Source organism: Kitasatospora sp. NPDC056076, from assembly GCF_042266305.1.
Classification (GTDB): domain Bacteria; phylum Actinomycetota; class Actinomycetes; order Streptomycetales; family Streptomycetaceae; genus Kitasatospora.
This window is the reverse complement of record NZ_JBHJWG010000005.1, coordinates 127,397-153,913: the sequence shown is the minus strand read 5'-3', so window position 1 is coordinate 153,913 and position 26,517 is coordinate 127,397. Positions and strand designations below refer to the sequence as shown.

22 protein-coding genes are annotated in these 26,517 nt (G+C 73.3%); 11 read left to right on the top strand and 11 right to left on the bottom strand.

Annotation, left to right across the window (positions count from 1 at the left end):
- Positions 1-14 precede the first annotated feature (14 nt).
- The 6 genes from ACFC1T_RS06365 to ACFC1T_RS06340 all read left to right on the top strand — a co-directional run bounded on the left by ACFC1T_RS06365 (position 15) and on the right by ACFC1T_RS06340 (position 4,450).
- On the top strand, positions 15-770 hold the full coding sequence (locus ACFC1T_RS06365) for an FAD:protein FMN transferase (RefSeq protein ID WP_375884467.1): 756 nt from the start codon (positions 15-17) through the stop codon (positions 768-770).
- A gap of 272 nt (positions 771-1,042) precedes the next feature.
- Positions 1,043-1,576 (top strand): EF-hand domain-containing protein, encoded by a 534-nt coding sequence (locus ACFC1T_RS06360; RefSeq protein ID WP_375884278.1) that lies wholly within the window; start codon positions 1,043-1,045, stop codon positions 1,574-1,576.
- 28 nt (positions 1,577-1,604) lie between these two features.
- Entirely contained in the window at positions 1,605-1,862 is a 258-nt protein-coding gene (locus ACFC1T_RS06355) for a hypothetical protein (protein WP_375884276.1), read from the top strand.
- Complete coding sequence (locus ACFC1T_RS06350; protein WP_375884273.1) at positions 1,859-2,500, top strand: cysteine hydrolase family protein; 642 nt, start codon at positions 1,859-1,861, stop codon at positions 2,498-2,500. The genes ACFC1T_RS06355 and ACFC1T_RS06350 overlap by 4 nt, the downstream gene beginning before the upstream one ends.
- Positions 2,497-3,441: an SAM-dependent methyltransferase gene (locus ACFC1T_RS06345; RefSeq protein WP_375884272.1), complete on the top strand. Its 945-nt coding sequence runs from the start codon at positions 2,497-2,499 to the stop codon at positions 3,439-3,441. Before ACFC1T_RS06350 ends, ACFC1T_RS06345 begins: the two co-directional genes overlap by 4 nt.
- Positions 3,442-3,562: 121 nt before the next feature.
- Entirely contained in the window at positions 3,563-4,450 is an 888-nt protein-coding gene (locus tag ACFC1T_RS06340) for a 2OG-Fe(II) oxygenase family protein (protein WP_375884269.1), read from the top strand.
- A gap of 17 nt (positions 4,451-4,467) precedes the next feature.
- Here the strand turns inward: ACFC1T_RS06340 and ACFC1T_RS06335 are convergent, their stop codons facing one another.
- The 10 genes from ACFC1T_RS06335 to ACFC1T_RS06290 all read right to left on the bottom strand — a co-directional run bounded on the left by ACFC1T_RS06335 (position 4,468) and on the right by ACFC1T_RS06290 (position 17,930).
- Positions 4,468-4,755 carry a DUF3027 domain-containing protein gene (locus tag ACFC1T_RS06335; RefSeq protein WP_375884268.1) on the bottom strand — a complete coding sequence of 96 codons (288 nt, stop codon included), beginning with the start codon at positions 4,753-4,755 and terminating at the stop codon, positions 4,468-4,470.
- 4 nt (positions 4,756-4,759) lie between these two features.
- Positions 4,760-10,735 carry an SAV_2336 N-terminal domain-related protein gene (locus tag ACFC1T_RS06330; RefSeq protein WP_375884265.1) on the bottom strand — a complete coding sequence of 1,992 codons (5,976 nt, stop codon included), beginning with the start codon at positions 10,733-10,735 and terminating at the stop codon, positions 4,760-4,762.
- An 11-nt stretch (positions 10,736-10,746) separates the two neighbouring features.
- Positions 10,747-11,838, bottom strand: coding sequence for an AAA family ATPase (locus tag ACFC1T_RS06325; protein ID WP_375884263.1), 1,092 nt, complete (start codon positions 11,836-11,838; stop codon positions 10,747-10,749).
- A 93-nt stretch (positions 11,839-11,931) separates the two neighbouring features.
- Positions 11,932-13,485: a hypothetical protein gene (locus ACFC1T_RS06320; RefSeq protein ID WP_375884260.1), complete on the bottom strand. Its 1,554-nt coding sequence runs from the start codon at positions 13,483-13,485 to the stop codon at positions 11,932-11,934.
- A 4-nt stretch (positions 13,486-13,489) separates the two neighbouring features.
- Complete coding sequence (locus tag ACFC1T_RS06315) at positions 13,490-14,446, bottom strand: trypsin-like peptidase domain-containing protein (RefSeq protein ID WP_375884257.1); 957 nt, start codon at positions 14,444-14,446, stop codon at positions 13,490-13,492.
- Positions 14,443-14,595, bottom strand: a complete 153-nt coding sequence (locus ACFC1T_RS06310; protein ID WP_375884255.1) for a hypothetical protein — start codon at positions 14,593-14,595, stop codon at positions 14,443-14,445. The genes ACFC1T_RS06315 and ACFC1T_RS06310 overlap by 4 nt, the downstream gene beginning before the upstream one ends.
- 263 nt (positions 14,596-14,858) lie before the next feature.
- Entirely contained in the window at positions 14,859-15,149 is a 291-nt protein-coding gene (locus tag ACFC1T_RS06305; RefSeq protein WP_375884252.1) for a hypothetical protein, read from the bottom strand.
- Positions 15,146-15,616, bottom strand: coding sequence for a hypothetical protein (locus ACFC1T_RS06300; RefSeq protein ID WP_375884250.1), 471 nt, complete (start codon positions 15,614-15,616; stop codon positions 15,146-15,148). Before ACFC1T_RS06300 ends, ACFC1T_RS06305 begins: the two co-directional genes overlap by 4 nt.
- A gap of 5 nt (positions 15,617-15,621) precedes the next feature.
- A complete protein-coding gene (locus tag ACFC1T_RS06295; protein ID WP_375884247.1) occupies positions 15,622-16,254 on the bottom strand; it encodes a DUF4328 domain-containing protein in 633 nt (210 codons plus the stop codon).
- A gap of 209 nt (positions 16,255-16,463) precedes the next feature.
- Complete coding sequence (locus tag ACFC1T_RS06290) at positions 16,464-17,930, bottom strand: transferase (RefSeq protein WP_375884246.1); 1,467 nt, start codon at positions 17,928-17,930, stop codon at positions 16,464-16,466.
- Between the two features lie 398 nt (positions 17,931-18,328).
- Here ACFC1T_RS06290 and ACFC1T_RS06285 point away from each other — a divergent pair, with 398 nt between their 5' ends.
- The 4 genes from ACFC1T_RS06285 to ACFC1T_RS06270 all read left to right on the top strand — a co-directional run bounded on the left by ACFC1T_RS06285 (position 18,329) and on the right by ACFC1T_RS06270 (position 24,170).
- On the top strand, positions 18,329-19,609 hold the full coding sequence (locus ACFC1T_RS06285) for an extracellular solute-binding protein (RefSeq protein WP_375884243.1): 1,281 nt from the start codon (positions 18,329-18,331) through the stop codon (positions 19,607-19,609).
- A gap of 118 nt (positions 19,610-19,727) precedes the next feature.
- Positions 19,728-20,600 (top strand): carbohydrate ABC transporter permease, encoded by an 873-nt coding sequence (locus tag ACFC1T_RS06280; protein WP_375884241.1) that lies wholly within the window; start codon positions 19,728-19,730, stop codon positions 20,598-20,600.
- Positions 20,600-21,430: a carbohydrate ABC transporter permease gene (locus ACFC1T_RS06275; RefSeq protein WP_375884239.1), complete on the top strand. Its 831-nt coding sequence runs from the start codon at positions 20,600-20,602 to the stop codon at positions 21,428-21,430. The genes ACFC1T_RS06280 and ACFC1T_RS06275 overlap by 1 nt, the downstream gene beginning before the upstream one ends.
- An 88-nt stretch (positions 21,431-21,518) precedes the next feature.
- On the top strand, positions 21,519-24,170 hold the full coding sequence (locus tag ACFC1T_RS06270) for a TIM-barrel domain-containing protein (RefSeq protein WP_375884237.1): 2,652 nt from the start codon (positions 21,519-21,521) through the stop codon (positions 24,168-24,170).
- A 122-nt stretch (positions 24,171-24,292) separates the two neighbouring features.
- Here ACFC1T_RS06270 and ACFC1T_RS06265 read toward each other — a convergent pair whose 3' ends face one another.
- Positions 24,293-25,261 carry a GlxA family transcriptional regulator gene (locus tag ACFC1T_RS06265; RefSeq protein ID WP_375884235.1) on the bottom strand — a complete coding sequence of 323 codons (969 nt, stop codon included), beginning with the start codon at positions 25,259-25,261 and terminating at the stop codon, positions 24,293-24,295.
- Between the two features lie 114 nt (positions 25,262-25,375).
- Between ACFC1T_RS06265 and ACFC1T_RS06260 the strand changes: the two genes are divergently transcribed.
- Positions 25,376-26,305, top strand: coding sequence for an NAD-dependent epimerase/dehydratase family protein (locus tag ACFC1T_RS06260; RefSeq protein ID WP_375884232.1), 930 nt, complete (start codon positions 25,376-25,378; stop codon positions 26,303-26,305).
- The last annotated feature ends 212 nt before the right edge of the window (positions 26,306-26,517 follow it).

Here is a 26,517-nt window from a genome sequence, read left to right as displayed (position 1 = left end):
ACGCCGAGCCCGTGATGGGCACCGTGTTCTCGATCGCCGTCCGCGACCCCGGCCCCGGCACCCCCGAGGCGCTGCGGCAGGTCGCCGACCGGCTGCACCGGATCGACGCGGTGTTCTCCCCGTACCGGCCGGAGAGCGACATCAGCCGGCTCGACCGGGGTGACCTGGCCCTCGCGGACTGCGATCCCGAGGTCCGCACGGTCCTGGACGCCTGCCGCGAGGTCGCGGCCGAGACCGACGGCTACTTCACCGAGTGCCCCGGCGGCCGGCTCGACCCCAGCGGCTGGGTCAAGGGCTGGGCCGTCGAGGAGGCCGCCCGGCTGCTGCGCGCCGCCGGGGCCCGGCAGTTCTGCGTCAACGGCGGCGGCGACGTGCAGACCTGCGGCGGGCCCTGGCGGATCGGCGTCGCCCACCCCGGACGGCCGGGCGCACTCGCCGCCGTCCTGGGCGGCAGCGACCTCGCGATCGCCACCTCCGGCACCGCCGAACGCGGCACCCACGTCCTGGACCCGCACACCGGCCGACCGGCGGAGGGCCTCGCCTCGCTCACCCTGGTGGGCGCCCCCGGCACCGGCATCGCCCGCACCGACGCCTGGGCCACCGCCGCCTTCGCGATGGGCCCGGACCGGGCCCTCGCCTGGGCGGCCCGCCGGCCCGGGGTGGAGGCGCTCGCCGTCCTGCCGGACGGCACCAAGCGCTGGACCCCCGGCCTGCCCGGCCACCTGCCGCCGGCCGGTCCCGCCGACTGGCAGCTCGCCACGGCGCGCTGACGCCCGCGACCGGCGCCGCGCGGCCGGGACCACGCGCGGGCGGGCCTGCGTGCGCGCGAGTACCCCACGCGCGGACCTGTCCTCACGCGCGGGCGAGTCCTTACGACGCGCGGGCGGCACCGGCAACCTCCGGGCCATTCGGACGATTTCACCCCATCAGGTGAACACGACGATCATGCCCCCGCTCACACCCGCCCGGTCGTCGATAGTGGGGGAACCACCGGGCGCCGAGGCGCCCCGTTCCCCGACGCACCACGTCCCAGGAGCCGTTCATGCTGACCGAGGCCGCCCAGCGGGTCGAACTGGTCTTCACCCTCTTCGACGCCAACCGCAACGGAGTGATCGAGGCCGAGGACTTCGCGCTGATGTCGGCCCGCGTGGTCGAGGCCGCCACCGACTCCGGCGAGCCCGCGAAGCAGGCCATCCGGGCCGCCTTCCGACGCTACTGGGCCACCCTGGAGCGCGAGTTGGACGCCGACGGCGACGGCGTGGTCAGCCGCGACGAGTTCCGCGCCTTCGTCCTGGCACCCGAGCGCTTCGGCCCGACCGCCGCCGAGTTCGCCCAGGCGCTGTCCGCACTCGGCGACCCGGACGGCGACGGGTACGTCGAGCGGCCGCTGTTCGTCGCGCTGATGACCGCGATCGGCTTCGGACCCGCCAACATCGACGCCCTGTTCGACGCCTTCGGCCCCACCCCCGACGACCGGATCACCGTCGCCACCTGGGCCGACGGGATCCGCGACTTCTACGCCCCGGACAAGGCCGGCATCCCCGGCGACCTGCTGGTCGGCACCCCGGCCACCTGACCCCTCGACCCTGCCCCGAGGAGGCACCTTGGCACCCGTCGTCGCACGCGCCGTCGGCCGGGGAACGGGCGCGGAACTCGCGACCGTCTTCGAGCAGACCCCGCACCGGATCGCCCAACTCCACGACACCGCAGTGGAGATCACCCGCTCCCCCCGGACGTACCACTCCTCCGTCCCGCTGCGCGAGGAGGCCGCGGACACCGAGCGGCACGCCGACGCCTGCCACGTCACCGCCTACGCCACCGCCGACACCGCCGCCGGCGCCCTGCCCGGGGCGGTCGCGTGAACGCCGCGCCGCCGACCGGCCGTACCGCCCTGGTCGTCGTCGACCTGCAGAACGACTTCTGCGCCGGGCCCGTCGCCGCCGCCCGCTACCCCGGCGACCCGACCCGGCTCGCCACCGTCGCCGCCAACACCGCCCGGGCCGTCGACGCGGCCCGCGCCCACGGCACCGAGGTGGTCTTCGTCCGCTTCCTCGGCGACCCCGCCCACCAGGGCGCGAGCTGGCGCCACCGGGACGCCGCGCTCGGCAAACGGCCCAAGTGCCTCGACGGCAGCTGGGGCGCCGAGTTCCACGCCGTGACGCCGAGGGCGGACGAGGCCGTGTTCACCAAGCACGCCTGCTTCGACGCCTTCCTCAGCGCGGGCTTCGAACGGCACCTCGTCGACGGCGGCGTCCACCACCTCGCCATGACGGGCGTGTTCGCCGACGTGTGCGTCGACACCACCGCGCGCACCGCCTTCCAGAAGGGCTTCCACATCACCGTCCTCGCCGACTGCACGGCAGCGCTGCACCTGCCCGACGAGGCCGTCCTCGGTTTCATGCAGCGGGTGTACGGCGCCCGCGTCACCACCCGCGACCGGCTCGACGTCTGGACCAACCCTCCCGAGACCCCCGCCCCCCGACCACAGGAGCGCACATGAGTGTCGGCGCGACCGAGACCCTCGACCCGGCCGGAACCCCCGGCACCCCCGGCACCCCCGGCACCGACGGCCACGCCGTCGCCGAAGGCGTGGCCCTCACCGCCGTCCTGGTCGCCGCCGCCCGGGCGATCGAGACCCACCGCCCCGACGCCCTCGCCCGGGACCCGTACGCGGAGCACTTCGTCCGCGCCGTCCCCGCCGCCGCCGACTGGCCGCTCCACCCCCAGGACGTCCCGGCCGGGGAGGCCGACCCGCTGTGGGGCCGGCTCGGCCGCTACTTCGCCCTGCGCACCCGGGCGTTGGACGACCAGCTGCTGCGCGCCGTCCAACTCGGCGCCCGCCAGGTCGTGCTGCTCGGCGCCGGACTGGACGCCCGGGCGTACCGGCTCGACTGGCCGTCCGACTGCGCCCTCTACGAGATCGACCGGCCCGAGGTACTGGCCTTCAAACAGGGCGTCCTGGACGGCATCGAAGCCCGTCCGACCACCCCCCACCGGGTCACCGTCGGCACCGACCTGCGCACCGACTGGGCCCAGGCGCTCACCGACGCCGGCTTCCGCCCCGACCGGCCCACCGCCTGGCTCGCCGAAGGCCTGCTGCTCTACCTGCCCGGCACCGCCGAACGCGAACTCTTCGCCACCGTCGCCCGGCTCAGCGCCCCCGGCTCCACCCTCGCCTACGAGGCCAAGCTCGGCATCGAGTCCGCGGCCGTCCGCGCCAACCCCGTCTACACCGCCACCCGCGACCGGACCGGCATCGACCTGCTCGCCCTCTTCGACGCCGACCCCCGCCCCGACACCCCCGCCGACCTGCGCGCGCACGGCTGGTCCACCACCGACCACACCCCCTTCGAGTTCACCCGCCACTACGGCCGCGGGCCGCTCCCCGAACCGGACGACACCCTCGCCGCCAACCGCTGGGTCTTCGCCGTCCGGCCCTGACACACTCCTGACGCACGCCCGGTACACACGTTCCGTCAACGGTTCAAAATCCCGGCATCTTCTCCGCGTACCGTCGATCCGGGGCCCGATCAAGGGCCCGGGTACGGAGGAGGGACGCACCATGCACACCGTTGCCACGCACACCGCCACCCACGTCGCCGCGCGGGCCGCCGTGCGGGCCGCCGCGCGGGCCGCCGACGATCTGCTGCGCGACGGCTACGCCCGGGTCACGCTCGACGACGGCGCGGCGCACCTGCTGCACCGGGTGCTCGGCGAGAGCCGGACGTTCTTCGGCTGGCCGACGGAACGCAAGTTCCGCTACTCGACCGGCGACTTCAACTTCGGCTACCGCCCGCTCGGCCGCGAGTTCTCGGTCCGCTCCGACCGCCCCGACCTCAACGACTGCTTCACCCTCTGGCACGACCGCCTCGACCTGATCCCCCACGCGGCCGAACTCCCCGACCTCACCGACGCCCTGCTCGCCTGGCGCCGCCACCTCGCCGCACTGGTCACCCACACCGTCGGCGAGCTCGCCGCCCGACTCGGCGGGCACCGGGCCCCCGCCTTCGAAGCCGCCTCCTACCTCCAGCTCAACGACTACGCGGCCACCGGCTCCGACCGCGACCTGCTCCAGGACCGCCACGAGGACGGCCACCTGGTCACCGTCATCCACGCCACCGCCCCCGGCCTCGAACTCTTCCTCGACGGCACCCCCCGCCCGGTGGACACCGCCCCCGACGAGGTCATCCTGATGCCCGGCTCGGTCCTCACCGACCTCACCGCCGGCCGCGTCCCGGCCCTCTACCACCAGGTCCGCAACCTGCGCCTGCCCGAGCGCACCGCACTGATGTACTTCGTCAACCCCGAACTCACCGAGCCCGTGTACGCCTGGACGGCGGAGCCGGGGGCGCAGCGGGGAGCCGAGCGGGGAGCCGAGCGGGTCGACCTGCGGGAGAAGATCCGCACCAACCCCGGCATGTTCGGCCTCCCCGAGGTCCCGGCACTCTGATCCCCCGCCGGCCGTGGTCAGAAGTCCGACGGGACGGACCACCGGCCCGAGCGCGCGAAGCGCTCGCAGCCGTCGTGCTCGAACCGCACCGTCCCGTCGAACTCCGACTCCCCGTTCGCGCACGCCCCGTGGTCCAGCCCCAGGGTGCCGGCCAACGGGAACCAGTGGCGGCAGAAGCCGCACTGCCGGCGGTACCACTCGTCCGGGTACTCCTCGTCGTCCGAAGCTCCACGGTGACGCCGAGTGATCCACCGGCCGTGGATCGCGTCCAGCTCCTCCGGGTTCTCCGCCGCATGCGTTTCCACCGCGTCATCCGCCGCCGTCACTCCCCAACATTCGTACCCAATCGAGTTGGAACGGTGTTCCGGACGAGCGCCTCGGTGTCACCAGAATTCCCTGGCCCGGCGGGAGGGGCTCGGCCGCCGTGTAGCCGAGCAGACTTCCCTCCTGCTCGTCGCCCGAGAGCAGCACTCCGTGACGCCCGAGGTCGCACACCGCGCGGAGGAACGGCTCGGCGGTCCGCGCCCGGCCGGCGCCCACGCCGTGGTCGGCAACGATCACCCGGAGACCGAGTTCACGGGACTGGCGGAGGAACCTGACGAGGTCGGAGAGCGGGTCGTCCCCGTTCGCGGCAACGAGGTCCAGGTCGTCCACGACGAGGAAGACGTCCTTGTGCCCCCGGGATCCCGGCGTACGGCTGGTGGCCGCGACGCTCAGGATCCGGACCAGGGTGGCCAGGCCCGCCATGTCCCCCGCGTGGTGGACGAGGTACTCGGGCGGAACCTCGTCCCCCAGGGAGCCCTCGAAGTCGACCACCAGGAAGCCCACTTGTTCCGGCGTGTAGCGCTCGACGAGCCTCCTGACCAGCAGCCGGAGCAGCGCGGTCTTTCCGGATCCGGTGTCGCCGAACACGGCGAACAGCGGATCGGCCTCGAAGTCGACGACCACCGGGGACTGTCGGGCATCGTCGCGCCGCCCGATCACCACGCCCCGCAGGGATTCACCCCCCGGGATTCGGTCAGCGGACACGGCGGCCCCGACGGACGATCCGATGAGCGCCTCCGCCGGCCCGGGCGTGCGGAGATCGGGATCGTCCGCCTGCATCATCCGGTACAACCGCTTCGCCATCGGGCTGGTGTCGAGGCCCAGGTCCTGTTGCAGCGCGCGCTGGAGCTGCCCGTAGGCGACGAGTGCGACGGCCCGACGACCGGACCGGTAGTGGGCGAGCATCAGCAGCGCGCACAACCGCTCGCGCAACGGGTTCTCGTGGACGAGCCGTTCGAGTGCGTTCGCGAGCTCCGAGTGCCGCCCGAGCGCCAGGCCGGTGGCGTACAGGTCCTCGGTGGCCGTCATTCGCTGCTCGGTCAGCCGGGTGCGTTCCCGGGAGGCGTACGGCCCGGGAACGCCGTCCAGCGCCGGGCCGTCCCAGAGGTCGAGCGCGGAGCGCAGCAGGGCGTGCTCCTCCGACACGTCCCCGACCTCCCGCGCCCGCCGGGCCTCGGCCAGACGCTGCTCGAAGACGGCGACGTCGAGGGAGTCCGGATCGACGTTCAGCCGGTAGCCGTCGCCGACTGTCTGGAGGGTGTCGGCCGTACCACGCGGCTGGGTGGGGTCGCCGAGGACGGAGCGCAGCCGGGAGAGGTAGGTGCGCACGGCGGCGACGGCCTGGGGTGGCGGAGCGTCGCCGTGGAGGGCGTCGACCAGGCCCGCGGTCGGCACCGGTGCCGGGGCGTGCAGCAGGAGGGTGGCCAGGACGGCCTGCTGCTCCGGTGAGCCGACGGGCTGCGGCTCGCTGCCCCGCAGGACGCGTAGGGGGCCGAGCAGCCGGTAGCCGAGGCGGGTGTCCTCCGCCGTTTCGACCATCAACTCCTGGGCGCGTTCGTACAGTAGGGTCAGCCTGATCCGCTCGATGTCCGCCAGCGGTCCCGGCACGTCGGCCAGTGGCGGCCCCTGCCAGAGGGCGAGGGCCTTCTCGGCGTGCCGCCGGGCCTCCGCCGGGTCGGCGTCGGCGCGGGCCGTCTCGGCGCGTTCCAGGGCCTGTTCGAAGAGCACGGTGTCGATCTGCTCGGAGACGACGTTCAGGACCCAGGTGTGGTGGTCCGCCAGCTCCTCCAGCACCCTGCGAGGGTCCGACGGCGAGTTGAGGACCATACTCAACTCCGTTATGTGGGATCGCACTTCGTCGATGTCGCGGGTGGACGAGGTGTACTGGTGCCGTACCTCCGCGATCAGTACCTCGACCCGGACGGGGCGGCGGCGGTACTTCAACAGGGCGGCGAGCACAGCCTTTCGCTCCCGCGACCCGAGCTCCACCGCTTCGTCCCCGCGCCAGGCGCGGACCTCTCCGAGCAGGGTGAACCGCAAGAGCGGCGGCGCCGTGCGGTCAGGGCGGATCAGGGCGCCGGAGGCGGCGATCCGCTGGAGGACCTCGGCGGCGGAGGTCGTCCGGCGGCGCGGGTCCGGGTGCACCAGGTCGAGGACGAGGCCGTGCAGGGCCTCGGGCACTCCCGTCTCCTGGAGGACCGTACCGAGGTTGAAGACGTCCACGGTCCGGTCCGTCGTGCCGTTCCCGTCGAGATCGATACCGAGGTCGCAGAGGACCGGGCTGCCGTCCGGACGGATGAGGATGTTGGCGGGTTCGATCCGGCCGTGGGTGATCCCCCGCTCGTGCAGGTACACCAGTGCCTCGGCCACCCCGCGGCCGATCACCGCCCCCTCCTGCGGGGGCACGGTGTCGCCGTCGAGCAGGCTCCTCAGGTCTGATCCGTCGATGAACTCCATGGCCAGGTAGAGGCGTTCGGCGTCGCTGCCGGCGGCGCGGAATGCGGCGATGCCCGGATGCCCGAGCCCGGCGAGCGTCCCGGTCTGCTGCAGGAACAGCTCCCGGTCCAGCTCGGGGAAGAGGTGCTCCCGGGCGAAGGCCTTCACCGCGACGGTCGAGCCGTCCCGCTCGTCCCGCGCACGCCACACCTCGCTCCGCCGTCCCTGGGCGATCCGCTCGATGAGGCGGAAGCGGCCGTCCAGCAGGGGCTGTTCACCGTCGGTGCGTTGGTCCCGGCGCCAGCGGCCCTCGAACTCCCAGATGTGGATGTGGGTGTCCCGGTCGCCGATCGAGGCGAGCACGCAGCGGGTGTCATCGCCGCTGATCCCGACGATCGTCCGCGCCCGGCCGGGGTCGACCACGGCGGCGGCGAAGAACTCGGCGGTCGACGGGTCCTCGGGCTGCCAGCGGTGGAGGCGTCCGGTGGGGTCGACGCCGATCAGGAGTGACCGCCCGCCCCGGCCCGGCAGGGTCGTCAGTGCCCAGGCCCGGTGGCCGCCGGGGAGGCCGGGCAGTTCCAGGGGAACGTCACCGTCGTCACTGCCCAACGAGCTCCACAAGAACATCCGGCCGTCGGCGTCGGAGGTCCAGTAGTACTGGCTCCCGTTGCCGTGCACGTAGGGCGACATGGCCACGGGCGGCTCCGGACGGCCCGCCCGGCCCGACACGAGGGAGCCGTCCCGGGCGTCCCAGAAGGAGAATCCGCCGTCGGGGGCCGCCGTGCAGAGGAGGGCCGGCCGGTCACTGACCTCGGTCATGGCGACGACGTCGGCTGCGGTGGTCCCGAGGGACAGGGCCGGTTCCACCACCTGTCCGGTCGTCACGTCGAGGTAGCGGAGCAGGCTGTCCGCGCCGTAGACGGCGACGTAGCCGCGCCCGAGGCCGTACGCGTTCGGCACGGTCGCGATCGCCAGGGCCGGGCTGGGCAGGCGGAAGCTGCGGACGGTGGAGTAGGAGTCCCCCGCCCCCTCCGGCCCGACCAGCACGGCCAGTTTCTCGTCCAGGTGCCAGGTCGCCAGTTCGTCCGGGCGGCGGGGCATCCGGTCGAGGAGGTGCTGGAACTCCTGGGCGTACTCGATCCGCCGGTAGGCGTCGCCGAGGCGGTGGCGGATCTCCTCGCGGAGTTCGTCCTCGGTGAGGAAGGCGAGGACGATGGTCGTCGCGGACTGCAGGAAGGGCTTTCCCTCGCGGGAGTTGGTCGTGACGATCACCCGGCCCCCCTCGGAGTCGAGGAGCCGGGCGAGTTCGCGCGGGTACAGGTCGTCCGACCACAGGTCGTCCACGATGACCAGCCAGTTCGGGTGGGCGTCGAGCCGCTCGTCGAGGCGGTCGGCGCTCTCCGCGCCCAGGGCGGCCCGCAGTCGCTCGAAGCCGGTGGCCATCGTGTCGGCGGTCTGCCCGTTGATCCAGTGGATGAAGGGGTGCTGCCCGCCGTGCAACCGGACGTACTCCTGGAGGAGGCGGCGCCTACCCATGCCCTGGGCCGCCTCGATCGCGATCAGCCGGGTCCTCGTGCCCCCTCGTTCGCAGGCCTGGACGAGCCGGTCGAGTTCCTCCTGCCGTCCGATCATCCGCGGCGGGTCCGGCGGGCTGGTGACCGGTGGGGGCGGGGTCAGCAGCTCCCGCCGGAACGTCCGGTCGCCGACGGCGCTGCTCAAGTGCCGGGCGATCGTGACGTGTTGGCCGCCGGCCCCGGCCAGGACCCGGGCCGCGACCTCGGCGAACGGGCGGCTGCGCTCCGGGAGCCGGTGCCGCGAGTCCTTGGTCGCGGCGGCGAGGGCGCGGAAGTCGAGGGTGCCGCCGAAGGTCGCGGCGACCCGGCCGGAGACCTTGGCGAGGACGTGCTCCAGCACCCGGACCGACTCGGTGCGGGTCAGCTCCCCCAGCAGTTCCTCCCGGACGCCGTCGACGAAGTCGTACACCACCTCGTCCGGGTCGGCGGCCTTCTCCCGCACCTCGATCAGCCCGGACAGGAACAGTTCGGCGAGTTCCCGCTGCCCGGACTCCGGCACGGTCGACCGCTGGACCAGCCGCATCACGGGCAGGCTGAGCGGCGCCGCCGCCAGGTGGCAGGCGAGCCGGTGGGCGTTCGGGGAGCTGCCGGCCCGGAAGGCGGCGACCCGGTCGGCGGGCGGGCGCGCGGCCGTGTCCCTGGTGCGCGGGCGCGGCGGGCGCGGGATCCCGCTGAGCGGTGCGGCCAGCATGGGCGTCCAGCCGGTGGTGCGGCCGGCGGTGAGGTCGGCCCAGGGGGCGATCCAGTCGGCGTCGATCTCCAGGACCGGCAGCCAGCCGACCGAGGCCCGGGCCGACGCGCCGGCCCGGCCGCGCGGGATGCCGGGCAGGGTGCTCTCGGTGCGCAGCCGCGGGACGGGCCGGCCGTGGGTGGCGGCGCGGGCCTCGACGGGGGCGGGGCGCAGGGCCGTCCGGTGCCAGAGCCGGCGGGGCAGCACCTGGAGGGCGGCGGCCGGTGCGGTGGCTGCGGCGCGGGCCAGGAAGGGCACCAACTCCTTGCCGTACCAGGCCGGTCCGACGCCGTCGGTGAGGACGAACAGGATCCGGCGCCCGTGCGGGTCGGCGAGCGGGCGGGACCAGTTCGGGTCGGGGGCGGCGGGGGGCGGGGCGGCGGTGCGGCGGCGGCGGAAGGGGGTGAGGTGCGGGGTGCCCCGGTCGGTGTCGAGGGACCAGGTGCGGACCTCCTCGAAGGCGCCGTGGCGTTCGAGCAGGGTGGCGAGTTCACCGGCGAGGTCGTGCCAGACGGCCATGGTGGCGCCGGTGTCGACCAGCAGGTCGACGGAGTAGCGGGGCTCGGTCCGCTGCCAGACCGGCAGCAGCACCCCGGCCTCGGCGGTGGCCTCCGCCGTCGCCTCCTCGTCGAGGTGGGAGGGCCTACGGCCGCCGGGGCGCTGGGTGAGCGGTCGGCGCAGCGGCCGCAGGGCGCGGGCGATGGCGAGGGCGCCGGGCAGGGCGGGGGGCCGGGTGACCTGGACGACCTCGGCGCCGCGGGCGGGGCCGCCGGGGTGGTCGGGGTCGGCGGGGGCGTGGCGGGGGTGGAGTTCGACCTTGGGGCCGGGCCGCGGGGTGGTGGGGGCGGGCGGTCGGGGCCGGTCGGGGTCGGTGTCGAGGTCGGCGGGGCGGCGGGGGTCCTGGCGGGGGTCGGCGGACGGCTGGTGCGGGTTCGGGTGCGGGGTGGCCGGGGGTGCGGGGTGGCCGCCCGGCGACTCCGGGTCCGCATCGGCATCGGCGTCGGCGTCGGTGGCGGTGGCGGTGGCGGTGAGCGGGCCGAGGCCGGCCAGTTGGGAGATCCACAGCACGTCGGCCAGGTCCTGGGGCTGCGACGCGCCGTCCTCGGGTGCGACGAGGGCGGCCAGCGCCTGCCGCAGCGCGGCGTGCACCGCCGGCTCGCCGTCCGCGTCGGACCCGCCGAAACCGTCCGCACCGTGACCGCCCGTGCCGAACCCGTCCACCGGCCGCCGCCTCAGCTCTCGTTGAGCGGGCGCAGCAGGACGTCCTGGATGACGTCGCGCCCCGGTCCGCTGCCCCACAGGCCGCGTTCGGCCATCAGCAGGGCGTTGAGCAGCTGGTCGTTGGCCAGGTCGGCGCCGTCCTCGCGCTGGCGGCGCAGGAACTCGGTGATGAGCTCGGCGCGTTGGGTGCCGTCCGGGCTGCCGTCCGCGCCGAGGTGGGCGGCGACCATGGCGGCCAGCCGTTCCTCGGTGGGCGGTTGGATCTCCAGCCGCACGCAGCGGCGCAGCAGGGCGGAGGGGAACTCCCGCTCGCCGTTGCTGGTGAGGACGACCAGCGGGAAGTGGGCGCAGCGCACGTGGCCGCCGCGGACGACGGCGCGCCGGCCGGGGTCGGCGACGGCGACCTCCTGCGGGCCCGGGCCGAGGCGCTGGAGTTCGGGGATCTCGAACTCGCCCTCCTCGAAGACGTTGAGGAGGTCGTTGGGCAGGTCGATGTCGCTCTTGTCGATCTCGTCGATGAGGACGACGCGGGGGGTGCGCCAGGGCAGCAGGGCGGTGCCGAGCGGGCCGAGGCGCAGGAACCGGCCGATGGCGGGCGGCCTGCGGTGCGGGCCGTCCTGCGGCGCGTGCAGGCCGGCCTCGTGGAGCCGGCCGATGGCGTCGTAGGTGTAGAGGCCGTCGCGCAGGGTGGAGCGGCTGCTGATCGGCCAGCGCAGCACCGGGCCGAGGCCCAGCTCGTGGGCGACGGCGTAGGCGAGGGTGGACTTGCCGACGCCGGGCTTGCCGGTGATCAGCAGCGGGCGGCGCAGGTGGAGGGCCAGGTTGACGAGGTGGACCTCGCGTTCGTCGGCCTGGTAGGCGGTGGCCTGCTGGACGCGGCCGAGGCGGCGGGCCGTCAGGCCGGCGGCCTCCTGGGCGGGGGGCGGCGGGAGTTCCTCGTCGCCGTCGAGCCAGTCGCCGAAGGAGCGCCAGGCCGGGGCGGGCGGGAGCGCGGCGATGCCGCCGTGGGGCACGCCGGTGCCCCGGTAGATCCACCAGTTCTCGGGCATCGTTACCGCCTCGTCCTCGTTCTCGTTCTCGTTCTCGTTCTCATCGTTTCCCACTCCTCGGCCCTGTGTGCGGTCGTTTCCCGCGCCGTCGGTTCCCGCTTCACCGCCGGCCATCCGCCTCGCACCGTCCGGCCCACACCCTCCGCCTCACACCATCCCCGGGAACCCGGCGTCCTGGTCCGGGTCCATGCAGTTCGGGTCGTCCCAGAAGAGGGCGACGCCGTCCTGGGCGGGTGCCTCCCGGGTGACCTTGCGGTGCCGGTGGACGGCTTCCGGCAGGTGGGCGAGGGAGCGCGGGCGGTCGCGGAGCAGGGCGTCGACCACCTCGGTCGGGGCGCCGGGGGTGCGGCGCCACAGCATGGCTGGGACGCCGTCGATCTCCACGGCGTCGAGCACGGCCGCGCGCACCCGGGGGTCGAGTTCGTCGTAGGGGGTGTCGAGGGCGAGGCAGGCGACGGTGGGGCGGCCGTCGAGCCAGCCGGGCAGGTCGGCGACCCGTTCGGGGTGCAGGGGCGGCCAGTCGATCCGGTCGGCGGCGTCGCGGTCGAGGGTGTCGGCGAACAGGTGCTCCCACCGGTCGTACCAGGCCTCGGTCTGCAGCCACGGGTTGATGTAGCGGTCCAGGTAGCGGACCACCACCGGGTGCAGCAGTCCGATCCGGCGTCCGTCCAGGGTCGGGGACCACAGTTCGGCGCTGTGGCCGAGCAGTTCCCTGGGCAGCAGGAACTCGATCCGGACGGGGCTGCGCCGGTTCCGGCCGAGTTCGGCGAGCAGGGTCTGCCAGCCGGCCAGCCGGGCGCTGCCCTCGGCGACCAGGTCCTCCAGGGCGAGCGAGTCGGTGGCGACGAGGTCGTGGAGGCGGGCGATCGGGCCGCCGGCCAGCGGTTGCCGGTAGCAGGACGCCCGGAGGTGGTAGCGGCCGGCCTCGATGTGCTCCGGGGTCTCGGGTTCCAGCCGGATCTGCACGATCAGGCGGACGGCCGTCTCCTCCCGGGGCGCGGGGCGGGCGACCGGGAGGCTGCACAGCAGGGCGCCCAGGTCGCCGAGCCGGGGGTGCCGGAGCAGCAGGTCGCGGTCCCGGGCGAGGCCGTCCAGGAAGGCCAGGGCGTAGCCGGCGTCGGGGCCGCCGAAGTGGTCCAGCAGGCGGGTGAGGACCTCGGGCAGGGTGGTCCGCTCGTCGATCCGGTGGCGGCCGGGCGCGTTCGGGGGTACGTGGAGGAGCAGTTGGTGCGGGCCGGGGGCCGGGTCCAGGGTGCGCAGCAGGGTGATGGCGTGGAGCAGGGCGCGGGCGGGGAGGCCGGTCTCGGCGGTCAGCGCGAGCACGGTCACCTCCAGCCAGGGCAGGGCGCCGCCGTACGGGTCGTGGTCCCTGAGCGCCTCGCCGAGCGAGCCGAGGACGGCCCGGGGGTCGCGGGCGCAGCGGATGCTCCGCAGGATCTCCAGGACGTGTTCGCGCGGGGTGTCGGCCTCCTTGACGTCCAGGTGGAAGAGGCGGGACGCCGGGGAGCGGCCCATCGTCTCCAGCACGCCCTGGCGGAAGTCCCGTCGGGAGATGCCCTGGAAGTCGAACAGGATGTCGGCCAGCAGGGCTTCGGCCTCCTCGAACGGGGCGGCGAGGTGGGGGCCCCGCTCGACGGCGGGGTACGGGCCCCGCTCGACGGCGGCCTGCGGCGGCCTGCCGCCGTTCGCGCCTGGGTGCATCGGCCTACCAGCTCCCCGGACCGTCCGCGGGGCGGTCCCCGGCGGCCCGGCCGAGCACGTCCCTCAGGTGCGGTAACGCGCCGTCGTGGGGGGCGAGTTCCTCCAGTGCCGTGTACAGCGCGCGGAGGGCCGCCGGGGCGTCGCGGTGGTGGCGGCAGCGGCGCACGATGCGGAACAGGTGGTCGCGGCGGTCGGAGCGTTCCTCGACCTCGAAGGAGTTCGGCAGGCCGAGGTGCTCGCCCATCCGCTCCAGCAGGTCGAACCGGCCGTCGGCGCGCGCGGTGTACGGGAGGGCCATCAGCGCCGTCACCAGGTCGGCGTCGGTGGGCGGAGGTGGGGGCGCGGCTGCCCGAACCTCCGGGCCGAGGAAGGCGACCAGGGCCGCCAGTGGCACGTACCAGCCGCCCAGGTCCTGCTTGTGCGAGCGGGTGCTCTTGAGCACGCCGCGCACCAGCCCGTCCGGCCCGGCCAGCATGCTGCCGCTGAGGCCGGGTTGCACGAAGCCGGTGACGGCGGTGAACTCCCCGGACCGGCCGACGACCCGCAGGGCCACCGTGTCCTCGTTGACCCCCGGTGTCGGGGTGGCCGTGGAGTGCCCGAGGGCGGTCAGCCACGTCCCCGGCTCGGCCTCGGCGCCCGCCAGCGGGGCCACCGGGTGGCCGGGGCCGGCCGCCGGGACGGCGAGCAGCGCGAGGTCGGGGAACGCCTCGAAGGGGCCGGTGCCCAGCTCGGCGGGTTCGGCCCGGACGGCGTCGGGCGGCACGGGGTGCGTGCTCGCCCCGTACCGCACCACCAGGCCCTCGGCCGGGCCGCGCCGGTCCAGCACCACGTGCGCGCAGGTGACCGCCAGGCCCGGGGCGACCAGGAAGCCGCTGCCCAGGAAGGCGCCCGCGGCCTCGATCCGGACGGCGCAGCGGTGCAGCGCCTCGGCCCGGGCGCCGTCGAGGTGCGGGCCGGTCACTCCGCGGCGGCGGGGGTGGCGGCCGGGGCGGCCCCGGGTCCTTCGGCCTCGGCGAAGCCCACCTCGCCGATCACCTCGCCGATCACCTCGGCCCGTACCGTGGTGCCGTCCCCCAGGTCGATCGTCTCCACCGTCACGTCCCCGGCCACGCCGCTCCCCTCCCGAACGTCCGGGCCGTACGCCCGAACCGCCGTGCCTGCCTGCGGCCTCCCCGACCGCGCGCGCCACCCTACCGCGAGCGCGCGGGCCGTTCGGCCGTCTTCCGCCCGTCCGGAGTTCCCCGCTTCCGGTGGGTGACGGTCACTCACGCCTCCTTCCGGCAGGCAGCCTTGTCGAGTGCCGAGGCCCTTCGGAGCGCGAGGATCCGCGTCTCAGTGGACGCGCTCCCCGGGCCGGGGCCGGCCGCCGGTCGTCACCGTCCGGCCTTGCGCGCCGCGGCGCGGATCGCCTCCGCGTACGGGGCGTCGAGGGCCCTGGTCTCCGGGGTGAGGTCCTGGAAGGGGACCAGGGCGCCGTGGTCGGCGTTCGTCGACTGCATCCACGCCGACCAGGCGTCGTGGACGTCCTCGTCCGTGACCTGCGTCCCCTTCGCCCGGAGCAGTACGGCGTAGCTGCGGAAGAGGTCGTCGGAGTCGGCCGGCGGCGCGGCGGCGGCGGGAAGGCACGAGCGGATGAGGTCGGCGAGCTCGTCGAGGTAGGTCATTCGAGCAGCGTTCCCAGGAGGATCACCAGATACACCGCGGCGAACACCCAGGGGACGAGCCGTTCGGAGATGCCGAGTTCCGCGTACCGCTTGCGCCCGGCCTGGCGCGGGGTCTGCTTGAGGTGGTTCCACTCGTCGGTGAAGACCTTGGCCGGCAGGCCGTTCTCCAGCTCGTTGATGACTTTGAACTTCGCGGCGTTGAGGTCCCGGTAGCTGCGCAGTTGGAGCCACCACGCGGCGGACAGGGTCAGGCCCGCCGCGGTGACGGCGACCACCGACCACCACGCGGCCTCCCGCAGTTGGGGAACACCGAAGCCGACGACGGTGACCAGGGCGGTCTGCACGGAGAGGAAGAAGGCGTTGGCCGCGCCCCGGCGGGCTGACACCCGGTCGGCCATCTCCACCGCGAGCTTGTACAACTCCAGCAGTTCCGGCGGCTGGTGGGGATCGGCGGGGCGGGCGGCCACGGGGTTCACCGCTCACCGCCCGCGGCTTCCGCCGCCCGGTTCTGCCAGGTCGTGACCTGCCGGATGAGGAGGATGACCAGCACCCCGGCCACCAGGAACAGTGCCGTCAGCAGCGCGGACGCGTTGGCGTTGGCCAGCACGTCCGACTCGCTCTCCTCGGAGTTGGCCAGGCGCCACTGGAGCGGTTTGACGACCTCGGCCAGGATGAAGCAGGCCCACCAGGCCTTGACCAGCGTGTCGGGGGCCGGCCGCCGGGGCGCGCTGGCCCGCCAGATGTCCGTGACGACCTGGTAGGGGTACCAGAGGTTGGCCACGGGGACCGTCCAAGCCCCGACCGCCCACATCCGGGAGCGGCGATGGGCGTCGCGACCCCCCAGCGCCTCCGCGTTGATCCGCGCCCGCCACAGCCAGACCAGGAACGCCACCCCGGCCGCGCCCCAGAGGACGAAACTCGCCCCCAGCGACGACACCGTCGTGAGGGTGTCCGAATCGGCGGCCGCGAGGTCCGCGTCCGTGGCCGCCCCGTTGAGGTAGTCGTGGATGAGCAGGTAGTCGCGCCAGTTGGCCACCGAGACCAGCACCTCCCGCAGGACCTCCACCGCGATCAGCACCGCCGCGGCGACGCCCCAACCGGTCACCGGCCTGTGCGTCCTCGCTCCGGTACCGCCCGTGCGACCGGCGCCGTGTTGCTGTGCGTTGCTCATGGGTTCCCTCCGTTGACGTGCTGTCCTCGACGTGTCCTCGACGTTTCTTCGAGGTGTCCTCAATGCGTTCCCGACGCGTCCTCACCGCGTCCTCGACGTCGCGCCGGGCTCCGCCGCCCGGCGCCGGTTGCGGCCGGGCGCTCTCAGGGAGCGGCGAGTGCGAGCAGCCGGTAGAGCAGGACCAGGATCGCGAGCGCCACCATGCCCTTGCCCCAGGTGCCGAGCATGTTGATGTCGCTGCGCACCACGACCATCCGGCCGCGGACGCCCACCGCCGCCAGTGCGGTCTTCATCGCGCCGACCGTCCGGCGCGCCGGTGAGGGGTCCCAGGTCACCTCCTTGGCCGCCCTGAGGCGACGCATGATCCAGCGCCGGTGGGGCGCCGGGCCGGACGTGGGCTGGACCGCCGTCACCTGCGGTGTCCAGTCGGGTGCGAAGGTGACGGCGGCCGAGATCCAGGAGGTGTCCGCCGCCACCCCCTCCAGCGGAAGGGGCACCGGCAGCCGACCGTCCAGGCTGTCGATCGCCTCGCTCACCCGGCCCGGTGTCAGCAGGAGGAGCTTGCGGGCGGGCTGGGTGGCGACGACCTGGTCGATCTCCCAGCGCAGTCCCTCGCCGACGCCCACCCGCAGCACGATGAGTTGGGAGAGGTCCATCAGCCGCAGGATCGTCGGCTTCCAGTCGTCCAGTGGGAGGTAGAACCGTGCCGCACCGAGCAGCGGCAGCGGCTCACCGGGCCTGCCCACCGCGATCACCGGGCCGAACGCCCCCAGGGCGGAGGCGAGTTGCTCCTCCCGGGAGTGGATATTGAGCGCCTGTCCGTCGTCGACCTGGGCCGCGGTGCGGTCGTCGGCGAAGCTGCGGAGGTAGAGGACGGGCCGGCGGCCGTCGGCCCGCAGGGCGCGCACCGCACCCCGGGTCGAACGGGGCCGGCTGTAGCGCAGCATCAGGAAGCCCGCGCCGACCGCGGCCAATCCCACCGGAAGCAACAGGACTTGGACGGTCATCGGCCTGTCGTGTTCGGTCGGACTCGTTCGCTGGGCCATGCTCACGAGGGTCATCCCTCCGATGAACAGGGTGTAGCCGAGGCCGCTCGCGGCCAGGAACAGCGGCTGGCGCCAGGGCGGATGCCGTTCGGCGAACCGGCCGACCGTACGAACGGCTTCCGCGGTCGCCGCCCTGCGTCGGCGGCGGAGCCAGAGCGACGGTCCGGCGAAGGCCAGCGCGCCCGCCGTGAGCCACAGCCCCGCCAGGGTCTCGGAGCGGAGGTCCTGGTCGAGGCCCGCCCGATCCCGCTCGACGTCCGCCGCGAGCGCACCGGCCCGCGCCCGGGCGGAGGCGCCCCGGCCCAGGTCCACCAGGCCGGTGACCGCGGCGACCGTGGCCCGGGCCCGGCCGGCGGGCACGTTCTCCTCGAACCACGCCCTCGCCGCGACGAGTTCGGTGCGGGCGGTCGGGTCACCGGCCGCGAAGCGGTCCACCAGGACGGTGAACGCGGCGACGCGGGCCGGGCCGTCCTGGAGGCGGCTCTCGGCCTGTCGGCTCTCGACCACCGTGATCAGCACGTGCAGCGCGGCATAGGCGGCCACGAGCGCGATCGCCGTGATCACCCGGGAAAGCGTCCGCACACCTGATGACATTCGGCCCCCCTGCTCCGAGCACCCACGGGTGCCCGCTCCGCGTTCCGGACACACCTGGCGTGTCCGGCCGCCGCGGGCACTCCATGATGTGGCCCAACTCACCAAGAGTTGAAGACATTTGAGCGACATATGAGCTGCGGGGACCACTCGCCCGAGCGGCGGGGCCGGGACCACCCCATGGTTTGAGCGTTTCTGCGCAGAGCGGGGCGCGGTGGGCCGAGAGTCAGGGGTTGTGTTGCTCAAAACTGCAGTCACGATTGACATGAACCGCCCGGAGCAGCAAGCTGCTCTTTCGAAACTGCTCAAAACCAGTGTTCTTCAAGCATCTTGGATCATCCGATCAAGCACGCACGAAGGCGGTATCTGCGGTGGACAAACGTGTGCTGGCCCTCGTCTCGGCGTGTGCCCTGGGGGCGCTCGCCCTCACCTCCTGCGGCAGTGGCGGCGGGAGCGGCAGTGGTGGGGCGGACGCCGACGGGAAGGTGACGCTCAAGCTGGTGGCCGCCGACTACGGCGACAAGGAGTCCAACAGCTCGAAGAACTACTGGAACGGGGTCGCCACCGCGTTCACCGCGGCCAACCCCGGCATCAAGGTGGACGTCCAGGTGGTGAACTGGAACGACATCGACAAGCAGGTCAAGACGATGATCCAGAGCGGCAACGTGCCGGACGTGCTGCAGACCGGCGGGTACGCCGACAAGGTCGCCGACGACCTGCTGTACAAGGCCGAGGACGTGCTGTCGCCCGACACCCGGGGCGACCTGATCGACAGCTTCGCCCGGGCGGGGCAGGTCAAGGGCGTGCAGTACGGCATCCCGTTCGTGTCCTCGGCGCGGGCACTGTTCTACAACAAGGCGCTGTTCCAGCAGGCCGGAATCGGCCAACCGCCCACCAGTTGGGAGGAGTTGCGCAAGGACGCCGAGCTGGTGAAGGCCAAGGTGCCCGGGGTCACGCCGTACGCGCTGCCGCTGGGGCCGGAGGAGGCCCAGGGCGAGAGCATGATCTGGGAGCTGGGCAACGACGGCGGGCCGACCGGGAAGGACGGCGCGTACACCCTGAACAGCCAGGCCGACATCGACACCTTCCGCTGGCTCAGGTCCAACCTGGTCGACCCGGGGCTGACCTACGCCAACCCGGCCACCACCGACCGCAAGACCGCGTTCGCGGACTTCGCGGCCGGGAAGGCCGCCATGCTCAACGGGCACCCGTCGCTGATCCAGATGGCGCAGGACGGCAAGGTCGACTACGGGGTCGCACCCATCCCCGGCAAGAACGGCCCGCTGGCCTCCACCCTCGGCGTGGCGGACTGGATGATGGCGTTCAAGAAGAACGGGCACCGCGACCAGATCCGAAAGTTCCTCGACTTCGCGTACACCAAGGCCAACCAGGTCTCCTTCGACGAGACGTACAACCTGATGCCGGTGACCAAGAGCGCACTGCAGGAGCTGACCACCGGGGGCAAGCACCAGGACCTCGCGCCGTTCTTCGCCCTGCTGCCGAACGCCGTGTTCTACCCGCTCGGCGACACCACCTGGGACGCGGTCTCGGCCGAGATCAAGAAGTCGGTCGGCAGCGCCGTCGCGGGCGACCCGGCCAAGGTGCTCGGCGACCTCCAGAAGAAGGCCCAGGACGCCGTCGCGAACAAGTGACGTCAGGCGCCCGACAGTTGACGGCCCACCCCGAGCGAGTGCCGGCCGACCCCGAACAAGTGACGGCCGGCACCCGGCGACGGCCGTGAAAGGCACCCCCGTGACTCCCAACCCCCCTGTGCGCAGAGGCCGTCGCTTCGGCCCGCTGCCGTGGATCGCCCCGGCCGTGCTGCTGATCCTCGCCGTGGTGCTGTGGCCGGTGTACGAGATGGTCCGCACCTCGTTCCTGCGGGTCAGCACCAGCGGCTTCGTCCGCGGCTCGGCCGGACTGGACAAGTACCGCAAGCTGTTCGACGAGACGGACCTCGGCCACGTCCTGCTGGCCACGGTGGCCTGGACCCTCGCCGTGGTCGGCCTGACCATGCTGCTGTCGCTCGCCCTGGCCCAGCTGTTCGACCAGCGCTTCCCCGGCCGCCGCTACGCCCGCTGGGCGCTGATCGCGCCGTGGGCGGCGTCCGTGCTGATGACCGCGATCGGCTTCCGCTGGATGCTGGACCGGACGGCGGGCGTGCTGAACACCGTCATGACCGACCTCGGGCTGGTCGACGGCCCGCGGGACTGGCTGGGCGACCCCTCGACGGCCTGGCCCTGGATGGTCTTCGTCGCCGTGTTCGTCTCCCTCCCGTTCACCACCTACACCCTGCTGGCCGGCCTGCAGACCGTCCCCGCCGAGGTGTACGAGGCGGCCCGGGTGGACGGCGCCTCGGCCTGGCAGGCGTACCGGCGGATCACCCTGCCACTGCTGCGCCCGGCGTTCCTGGTCGGCCTGGTGATCAACCTGATCAACGTCTTCAACTCCTTCCCGGTGATCTGGGGCATGACCCAGGGCGGCCCGAACAGCGACACGGCCACCAGCACGGTGTTCATGTACCAGTTGAAGTCCACCGACATCGGGGAGTCCGCGGCGATGTCGGTGGTCAACTTCGCCCTCGTGGTGCTGATGGTGCTGGCCTTCCTCAAGGTCAGCCGCTGGAACCAGGAGGAGAACTGATGTTGCGTCAGAACCGTTGGAGGCCGCGCACCCTGGCCCTCGCGGGGGCGGCCTGGCTGCTGGCCGCGGTCTTCCTGTTCCCGTACCTGGAGATGGTCGTCACCGCGCTGCGCCCGGCCGACGAGCTGCGCGACGCGACGTACCTGCCACGGCACTTCGCCTGGTCCAACTTCGTCGGCGTGTGGCAGGAGTCCACGCTCGGCGACAACCTGCGGGTCACCCTGCTGGTGGCCGGCGGCTCCACCCTGCTGGCGCTGCTGGTCGCGCTGCCCGCCGCCTACTACACCGCCCGGGTGCGCTACCGGGGCCGCCGGCTGTTCCTGCTGCTGGTGCTGGTGACCCAGATGTTCCAGCCGACCTCCCTGCTGGTGGGCCTCTACCGGGAGTTCTACCAGCTGTCCATGCTCAACTCGGTCTGGACGCTGATCCTCTGCAACGCCGCCTTCAACCTGGCCTTCGCGGTCTGGATCCTCACCGCGTACATCTCCTCGATCCCGGTGGAGCTGGAGGAGGCCGCCCTGCTCGACGGCCTGGGCCGGATCGGGGCGCTGCGCCGGGTGGTGCTGCCGCTGGCCCTGCCGGGCGTGGTCACGGCGGTGATCTTCACCTTCATCTCCGCCTGGAACGAGTTCGTCATGGGCCTGACGCTGTCCACCGATCCTGGCAGCCAGCCGCTGACCGTCGGGATCAACAGCTTCATCGGCAACTACACCGTCCAGTGGAACTACCTGTTCGCCGGCTCGGTCGTCGCGATCGTGCCGGTGGTGGTGCTGTTCGCGCTGATCGAGCGGCACGTGGTCTCCGGCCTGACCGCCGGATCCGTCAAGTAACCCCTTGTTCGAGCACGTTGACCGACACCGCAGCTCCCCGTCCCCCTCCCCCGAACCCCCGAGCCCCCGAGTCGACAGGAGAACCCCCGTGCGCCTGCTCCGACCCCAGCTCCGCCGGGCCGCCCTCGCGGCATCCCTGACCAGCCTCGCCGCCGTCACCGGCCCCGTCGTGCCGGCCCACGCCGCCGGCCCGCCCGCCGCCGTCCTGGACGGCAGCCACCAGAACGTCACCTGGCAGAGCCCCACCTACGCCAAGGGCACCCTCGGCGGCGCCACCTCCTGCCCCGCCGTCGCCCAGGACCCGGACGGCGCGGTCTGCGCCCGCTTCGACCTGACGGTGAACGTCCCGAACGGCTACTGGGACGACAACCCCGAGGGCGGCGTCCCGATCTCCGTCCAGTGGCAGAACCCCACCGACGACTTCGACCTGTACATCTACGACGCCAACGGCAAGGAGGTCGCCGAGAGCGCGGGCACCGCCGACCCGGAGGCGACGGTGATCCCCAAGGCCTCCGGCACCTACCACGTCCTGGTCGTCCCCTACGACGTGCACGGCGGCTCCTTCACCGGCCGCGCCTACCTGCCGCAGACCGCCGACGCCGGCGACCTCACCTCGTTCAGCGGCGGCAAGGGCAGCTACGACATCGCCGCCGGCACCCTCAAGGCCAAGGTCGACTTCCTCGCCGACGACCAACTGCGGCTGCGCGCCGCGCCGGACGGCACCATCACCGACCCGGCGGGCAGCACCATCATCCGCAAGCAGCCCGAACTCCAGCCCCGCACCTCCTCGTTCGACGCCGGCGACTACTACGGCATCCGCTCCGGCCACGTCGTACTGCGGGTCTACAAGCACCCGCTGCGGTTCGGCCTCTACCAGGCCGACAACCGCACCGCGATCTGGCAGGAGAACGCCCCGATGCGCTGGTCCACCAGCGGCCTGCGGCAGAGCCTGACCCGCGGCGCCGACGAGCAGTTCTTCGGCGGCGGCGAGCAGAACGGCAGCTTCTCGCACCGCGACCAGGTGGTCCACGTCGCCAACAGCACCAACTGGAACGAGGGCGGCTACAACAACTCCCAGCCGTTCTACGTCTCCAGCGGCGGCTACGGCGTCTTCCGCAACACCTTCGCCCCCGGCATCTACGACTTCGGCTCGCCGGTGCGCACCGGCCAGCAGGAACGGCGCCTGGACGCCTACTACTTCACCGGGGACGTCAAGTCCGTCATCGGCCAGTACACCTCGCTGGTCGGCAAGCCCTTCATGCCGCCGGTCTACGGCCTGGAGCCCGGCGACTCCGACTGCTACCTGCACAACGCCAACCGCGGCGAGCGCCACACCACCGACGCCCTCAAGGTCGCCGACGGCTACGTTCAGAACCAGATGCCGCTCGGCTGGATGCTGGTCAACGACGGCTACGGCTGCGGCTACGAGAACCTCCCGCAGACCGGCGACGGCCTGCGCAAGGACCACGCCCAGCTCGGCCTGTGGACCCAGAACGGCCTGCCCAACCAGGCCGAGGAGGTCAAGGCCGGGGTCCGGGTCCGCAAGCTCGACGTCGCCTGGGTCGGCAACGGCTACGACTTCGCGCTGAACGCCTGCGACCAGGCCAAGGCCGGCATCGAGGACAACAGTGACGCCCGCGGCTTCGTCTGGCTGCCGGTCTCCTGGGCCGGCGCCCAGCGCTGCGGCGTGCTGTGGAGCGGCGACCAGAGCCTGTCCTGGGACTACATCCGCTGGCAGATCCCCACCTACGCGGGCGCCACCATGTCCGGCATCGCCTACGACACCGGGGACGTCGGCTCGATCTTCCGCCGCGACCCCAAGATGTACACCCGCGACCTCCAGTGGAAGGCCTTCCTGCCGACCATCATGACCATGGACGGCTGGGCCAAGGACATGACCGGCAAGGAGCAGCGCGACCAGCAGCCCTGGCTGGACGGCGAGCCCTACACCTCGATCAACCGCAAGTACCTCCAGCTCAAGGAACGCCTGCTGCCGTACATGTACACCCTGTCCGCCGAGGCCACCCGCACCGGCATCGGCGCCGTCCGCCCGCTCGCCCTGGAGTACCCGCACGACAAGGCCGCGCTCGGCCCGAACGCCACGTACGAGTTCCTCGCCGGGCCGGACTTCCTGGTCGCCCCGGTGTACTCCGACACCTCGGTGCGCAACGGCATCTACCTGCCCGAGGGCACCTGGACCGACTACTGGACCGGGCGCACCTACCAGGGCCCCACCACCATCGACAACTACTCCGCCCCGCTGGACACCCTGCCGGTGTTCGTCAAGGGCGGCGCCATCGTCCCGATGTGGCCGCAGGGCACGCTGTCCTGGCAGAACCGCGACAAGGGCGAACTCGACTACGACCTCTACCCGAAGGGCGACTCCTCGTACACCCTGTACGAGGACGACGGCGTCACCCGCCAGTACAACGCCGGCTCCTCCGCCACCCAGCAGGTCGAGGTCCACGCCCACGGGCCCGTCACCACCGTCGAGGTCGGCGCCAGCGAGGGCAGCTACACCGGCAAGCCGGACGCCCGCTCGTACCGCTTCACCGTGCACGGCCAGTCCGCCCCGCGCCTGGTCGTCACCCAGGGCGGCCGACTGCCCGAACTCCACTCGGCCGCCGCCCTCGACACCGCCACCTCCGGCTGGTACTTCGACACGGCGACGGGCGTGACCCACGTCAAGACCCCGTCGGTCCCCACCGACGACGAGTTCTCGCTCCACCTGATCCACTGAACCCTTGATTCACCGAACCGTTGATCCACTGAACCCTTGACGCCGAGGCCCCCGGGGAACCACCCGGGGCCTCGGCGTCGGCGCGCCCGGCGTCGGCGGCCTCCGCGTCAACCGCCCTGGCGTCAGCCGCCCCGGTGCTCCCCCGGGGCCGGGCGCCGGGTGAACCCGGCGCGGTACGCGCTGGGGGTGAGCCCGGTCCTGCGCGTCAGGTGGTGGCGCAGCGAGTCGGTGGTGGCGAGGCCGCTGAGCCGGGCCACCTGGTCCATCGGCAGCTCTGTCGTCTCCAGCAGCTCCTGGGCCCGGATCACGCGCTGGTGGAGGAGCCACTGCAGCGGGCTCAGGCCCGTCTCGTCGTGGAACCTGCGCGCGAGCGTGCGGACGCTGACCCTCGCGTGGGCCGCGAGGTCGGTGCGGGTGAGCGTCTCGTGCAGGTGGTCGAGCGCCCAGGCCCGGGTCGCGGCCAGCGAGGTGCCGGTCTCGGGCGGCAGCGGTGTCGCGATGAACTGGGCCTGCCCGCCGGGCCGTACCGGTGCCGCGACCACCAGCCTGGCGACGGCGTTGGCGGTCGCGGCGCCGTAGTCGGAGCGGACCAGGTGCAGGCACAGGTCGATGCCGGCCGACAGTCCGGCGGAGGTCAGCACCTTGCCGTCCTCGACGTACAGCACATCGGGCCGCAGCCGGACCTCGGGGTAACGGGCCGTGAACTCCTGGGACTTGGCCCAGTAGGTGGTGGCGTTCCGCCCGTCGAGCAGCCCGGCCCGGGCAAGGACGAAGGCGCCGGTGCAGATCGAGGCGACGCGCTTGCCCGCGGCCGAGGCGCGGCGCAGGGCCGCCAGGACGCCGGGGTCGACGTCGTCGCGGGCGGCGGTTCCGGTCACGATGACGGTGTCCGCGTCCTCGACGGCCTCCAGCCCGTGCGGGACGGTGACCTCCAGGCTGCTGCCGGTGGCGATGGGCCCGGGGCGGGCGGTGCACACCCGCACCCGGTAGCCGGGGCGGCCGTCGACGGTCGTCTCGCCGAGGACGAGTTCCGGGATGGACAGGTCGAAGGTGGTGGCCGGGGGAACGGCGATGACGGCTACCCGGTGCATGGCCCGAACCTCCGGTTGTCTGGCATTCGGGCCACTACCTTACGGATCACCGGTGGCGGAGGGTAGAGCCCGCTGGGGCGACCGGCCCCGGCCCTTCGACCAGGGAGTGCATCCGTGTCCTTGTACGTCATCGTCGGAGCCGGTGCCACCGGCTCGTCCGCCGCACGGCTGTTGGCGGAGGCCGGTGAGCGGGTCCGGCTCGTCACCCGCCGGGGCGGCGGCCCGGTCCACGAGCGGATCGAGCGGGTGGCCGTCGACGCCGTCGACACCGTGCGGCTGATCGAGGCCGCCCGCGGGGCGGCGGTGCTGTTCAACTGCGCGATGCCCGCCTACGACCGGTGGCTGGCCGACTTCCCGCCGCTGGCCGCCTCGTTGCTGGCAGCGGCGGAGAGCAGTGGAGCGGACTACGTCATGCTCGGGAACACCTACGGCTACGGAATCGTGGACGGGCCCGTCACCGAGGACCTCCCGATGGCGCCGACCAGCGTCAAGGGCCGCGTCCGCGCCCGGATGTGGCAGGACGCGCTCGCCGCCCACCAGGCGGGCCGGGTGCGGGTGACCGAGGTCCGGGCCAACGACTACCTCGGTGCCGGTGCCTACTCGCCGTTCACGCTCATGGTGGGGGCGCCGGTCCTGGCCGGATCGCCCGTCTCCTACCCGGGCGACCTCGACGCCCCGCACAGCTGGACCTACACCGGCGACGCGGCCCGGGCCCTGGTCGCCGCCGCCCGGAACGAGCAGTCCTGGGGCCGGGCCTGGCACGTGCCGTCCACCTCGCACGCCCCCGTCCGCGAGCTGGCCGACCGCCTGGCCCGGGCAGCCGCCGCCCCCGGCCCCGAGCTGGGCCACCTGACCGGGGCCGAGCTGGCGGAGATCGGACGGACGGACCCGGTCATGGCGGAGTTCCCCGAGATGCTGTACCTGTACGACCGCCCCAACCTCCTCGACGCGTCGCTCACCGCGTCCGTCCTGGACCTCGCCCCGACCCCGCTCGGAGCGGTCCTCGACGAGATGGCCGCCGAGCACCCCCGGCCCACGGTCTGACGCACCCCCGGCCGACGGCCTGGCAGGTCGCCGGACACGCCGCTCCCGCCACCCGGATGCTTCGCACGGGCGCGCGAGACTCGGACTCCCGCCGGAACAACCCCCGCCGTCTCCTGCCCGTTCGAGCCCATTCCGACCGCGACACGGGTCCGCCGGGGACACCGGCCGGTCGGGTGCGGAAGGGTGAGGCCGCCGCCCGTCCCGGGGCCACC

What these genes read in the sequence shown, in the direction of transcription:
- ACFC1T_RS06305 (WP_375884252.1), bottom strand. Translation starts at nt 15,149, where the DNA reads ATGACCTACCTCGACGAGCTCGCCGACCTCATCCGCTCGTGCCTTCCC.
- ACFC1T_RS06365 (WP_375884467.1), top strand. Translation starts at nt 15, where the DNA reads ATGGGCACCGTGTTCTCGATCGCCGTCCGCGACCCCGGCCCCGGCACC.
- ACFC1T_RS06340 (WP_375884269.1), top strand. Translation starts at nt 3,563, where the DNA reads ATGCACACCGTTGCCACGCACACCGCCACCCACGTCGCCGCGCGGGCC.
- ACFC1T_RS06320 (WP_375884260.1), bottom strand. Translation starts at nt 13,485, where the DNA reads ATGCACCCAGGCGCGAACGGCGGCAGGCCGCCGCAGGCCGCCGTCGAG.
- ACFC1T_RS06265 (WP_375884235.1), bottom strand. Translation starts at nt 25,261, where the DNA reads ATGCACCGGGTAGCCGTCATCGCCGTTCCCCCGGCCACCACCTTCGAC.
- ACFC1T_RS06345 (WP_375884272.1), top strand. Translation starts at nt 2,497, where the DNA reads ATGAGTGTCGGCGCGACCGAGACCCTCGACCCGGCCGGAACCCCCGGC.
- ACFC1T_RS06360 (WP_375884278.1), top strand. Translation starts at nt 1,043, where the DNA reads ATGCTGACCGAGGCCGCCCAGCGGGTCGAACTGGTCTTCACCCTCTTC.
- ACFC1T_RS06275 (WP_375884239.1), top strand. Translation starts at nt 20,600, where the DNA reads ATGTTGCGTCAGAACCGTTGGAGGCCGCGCACCCTGGCCCTCGCGGGG.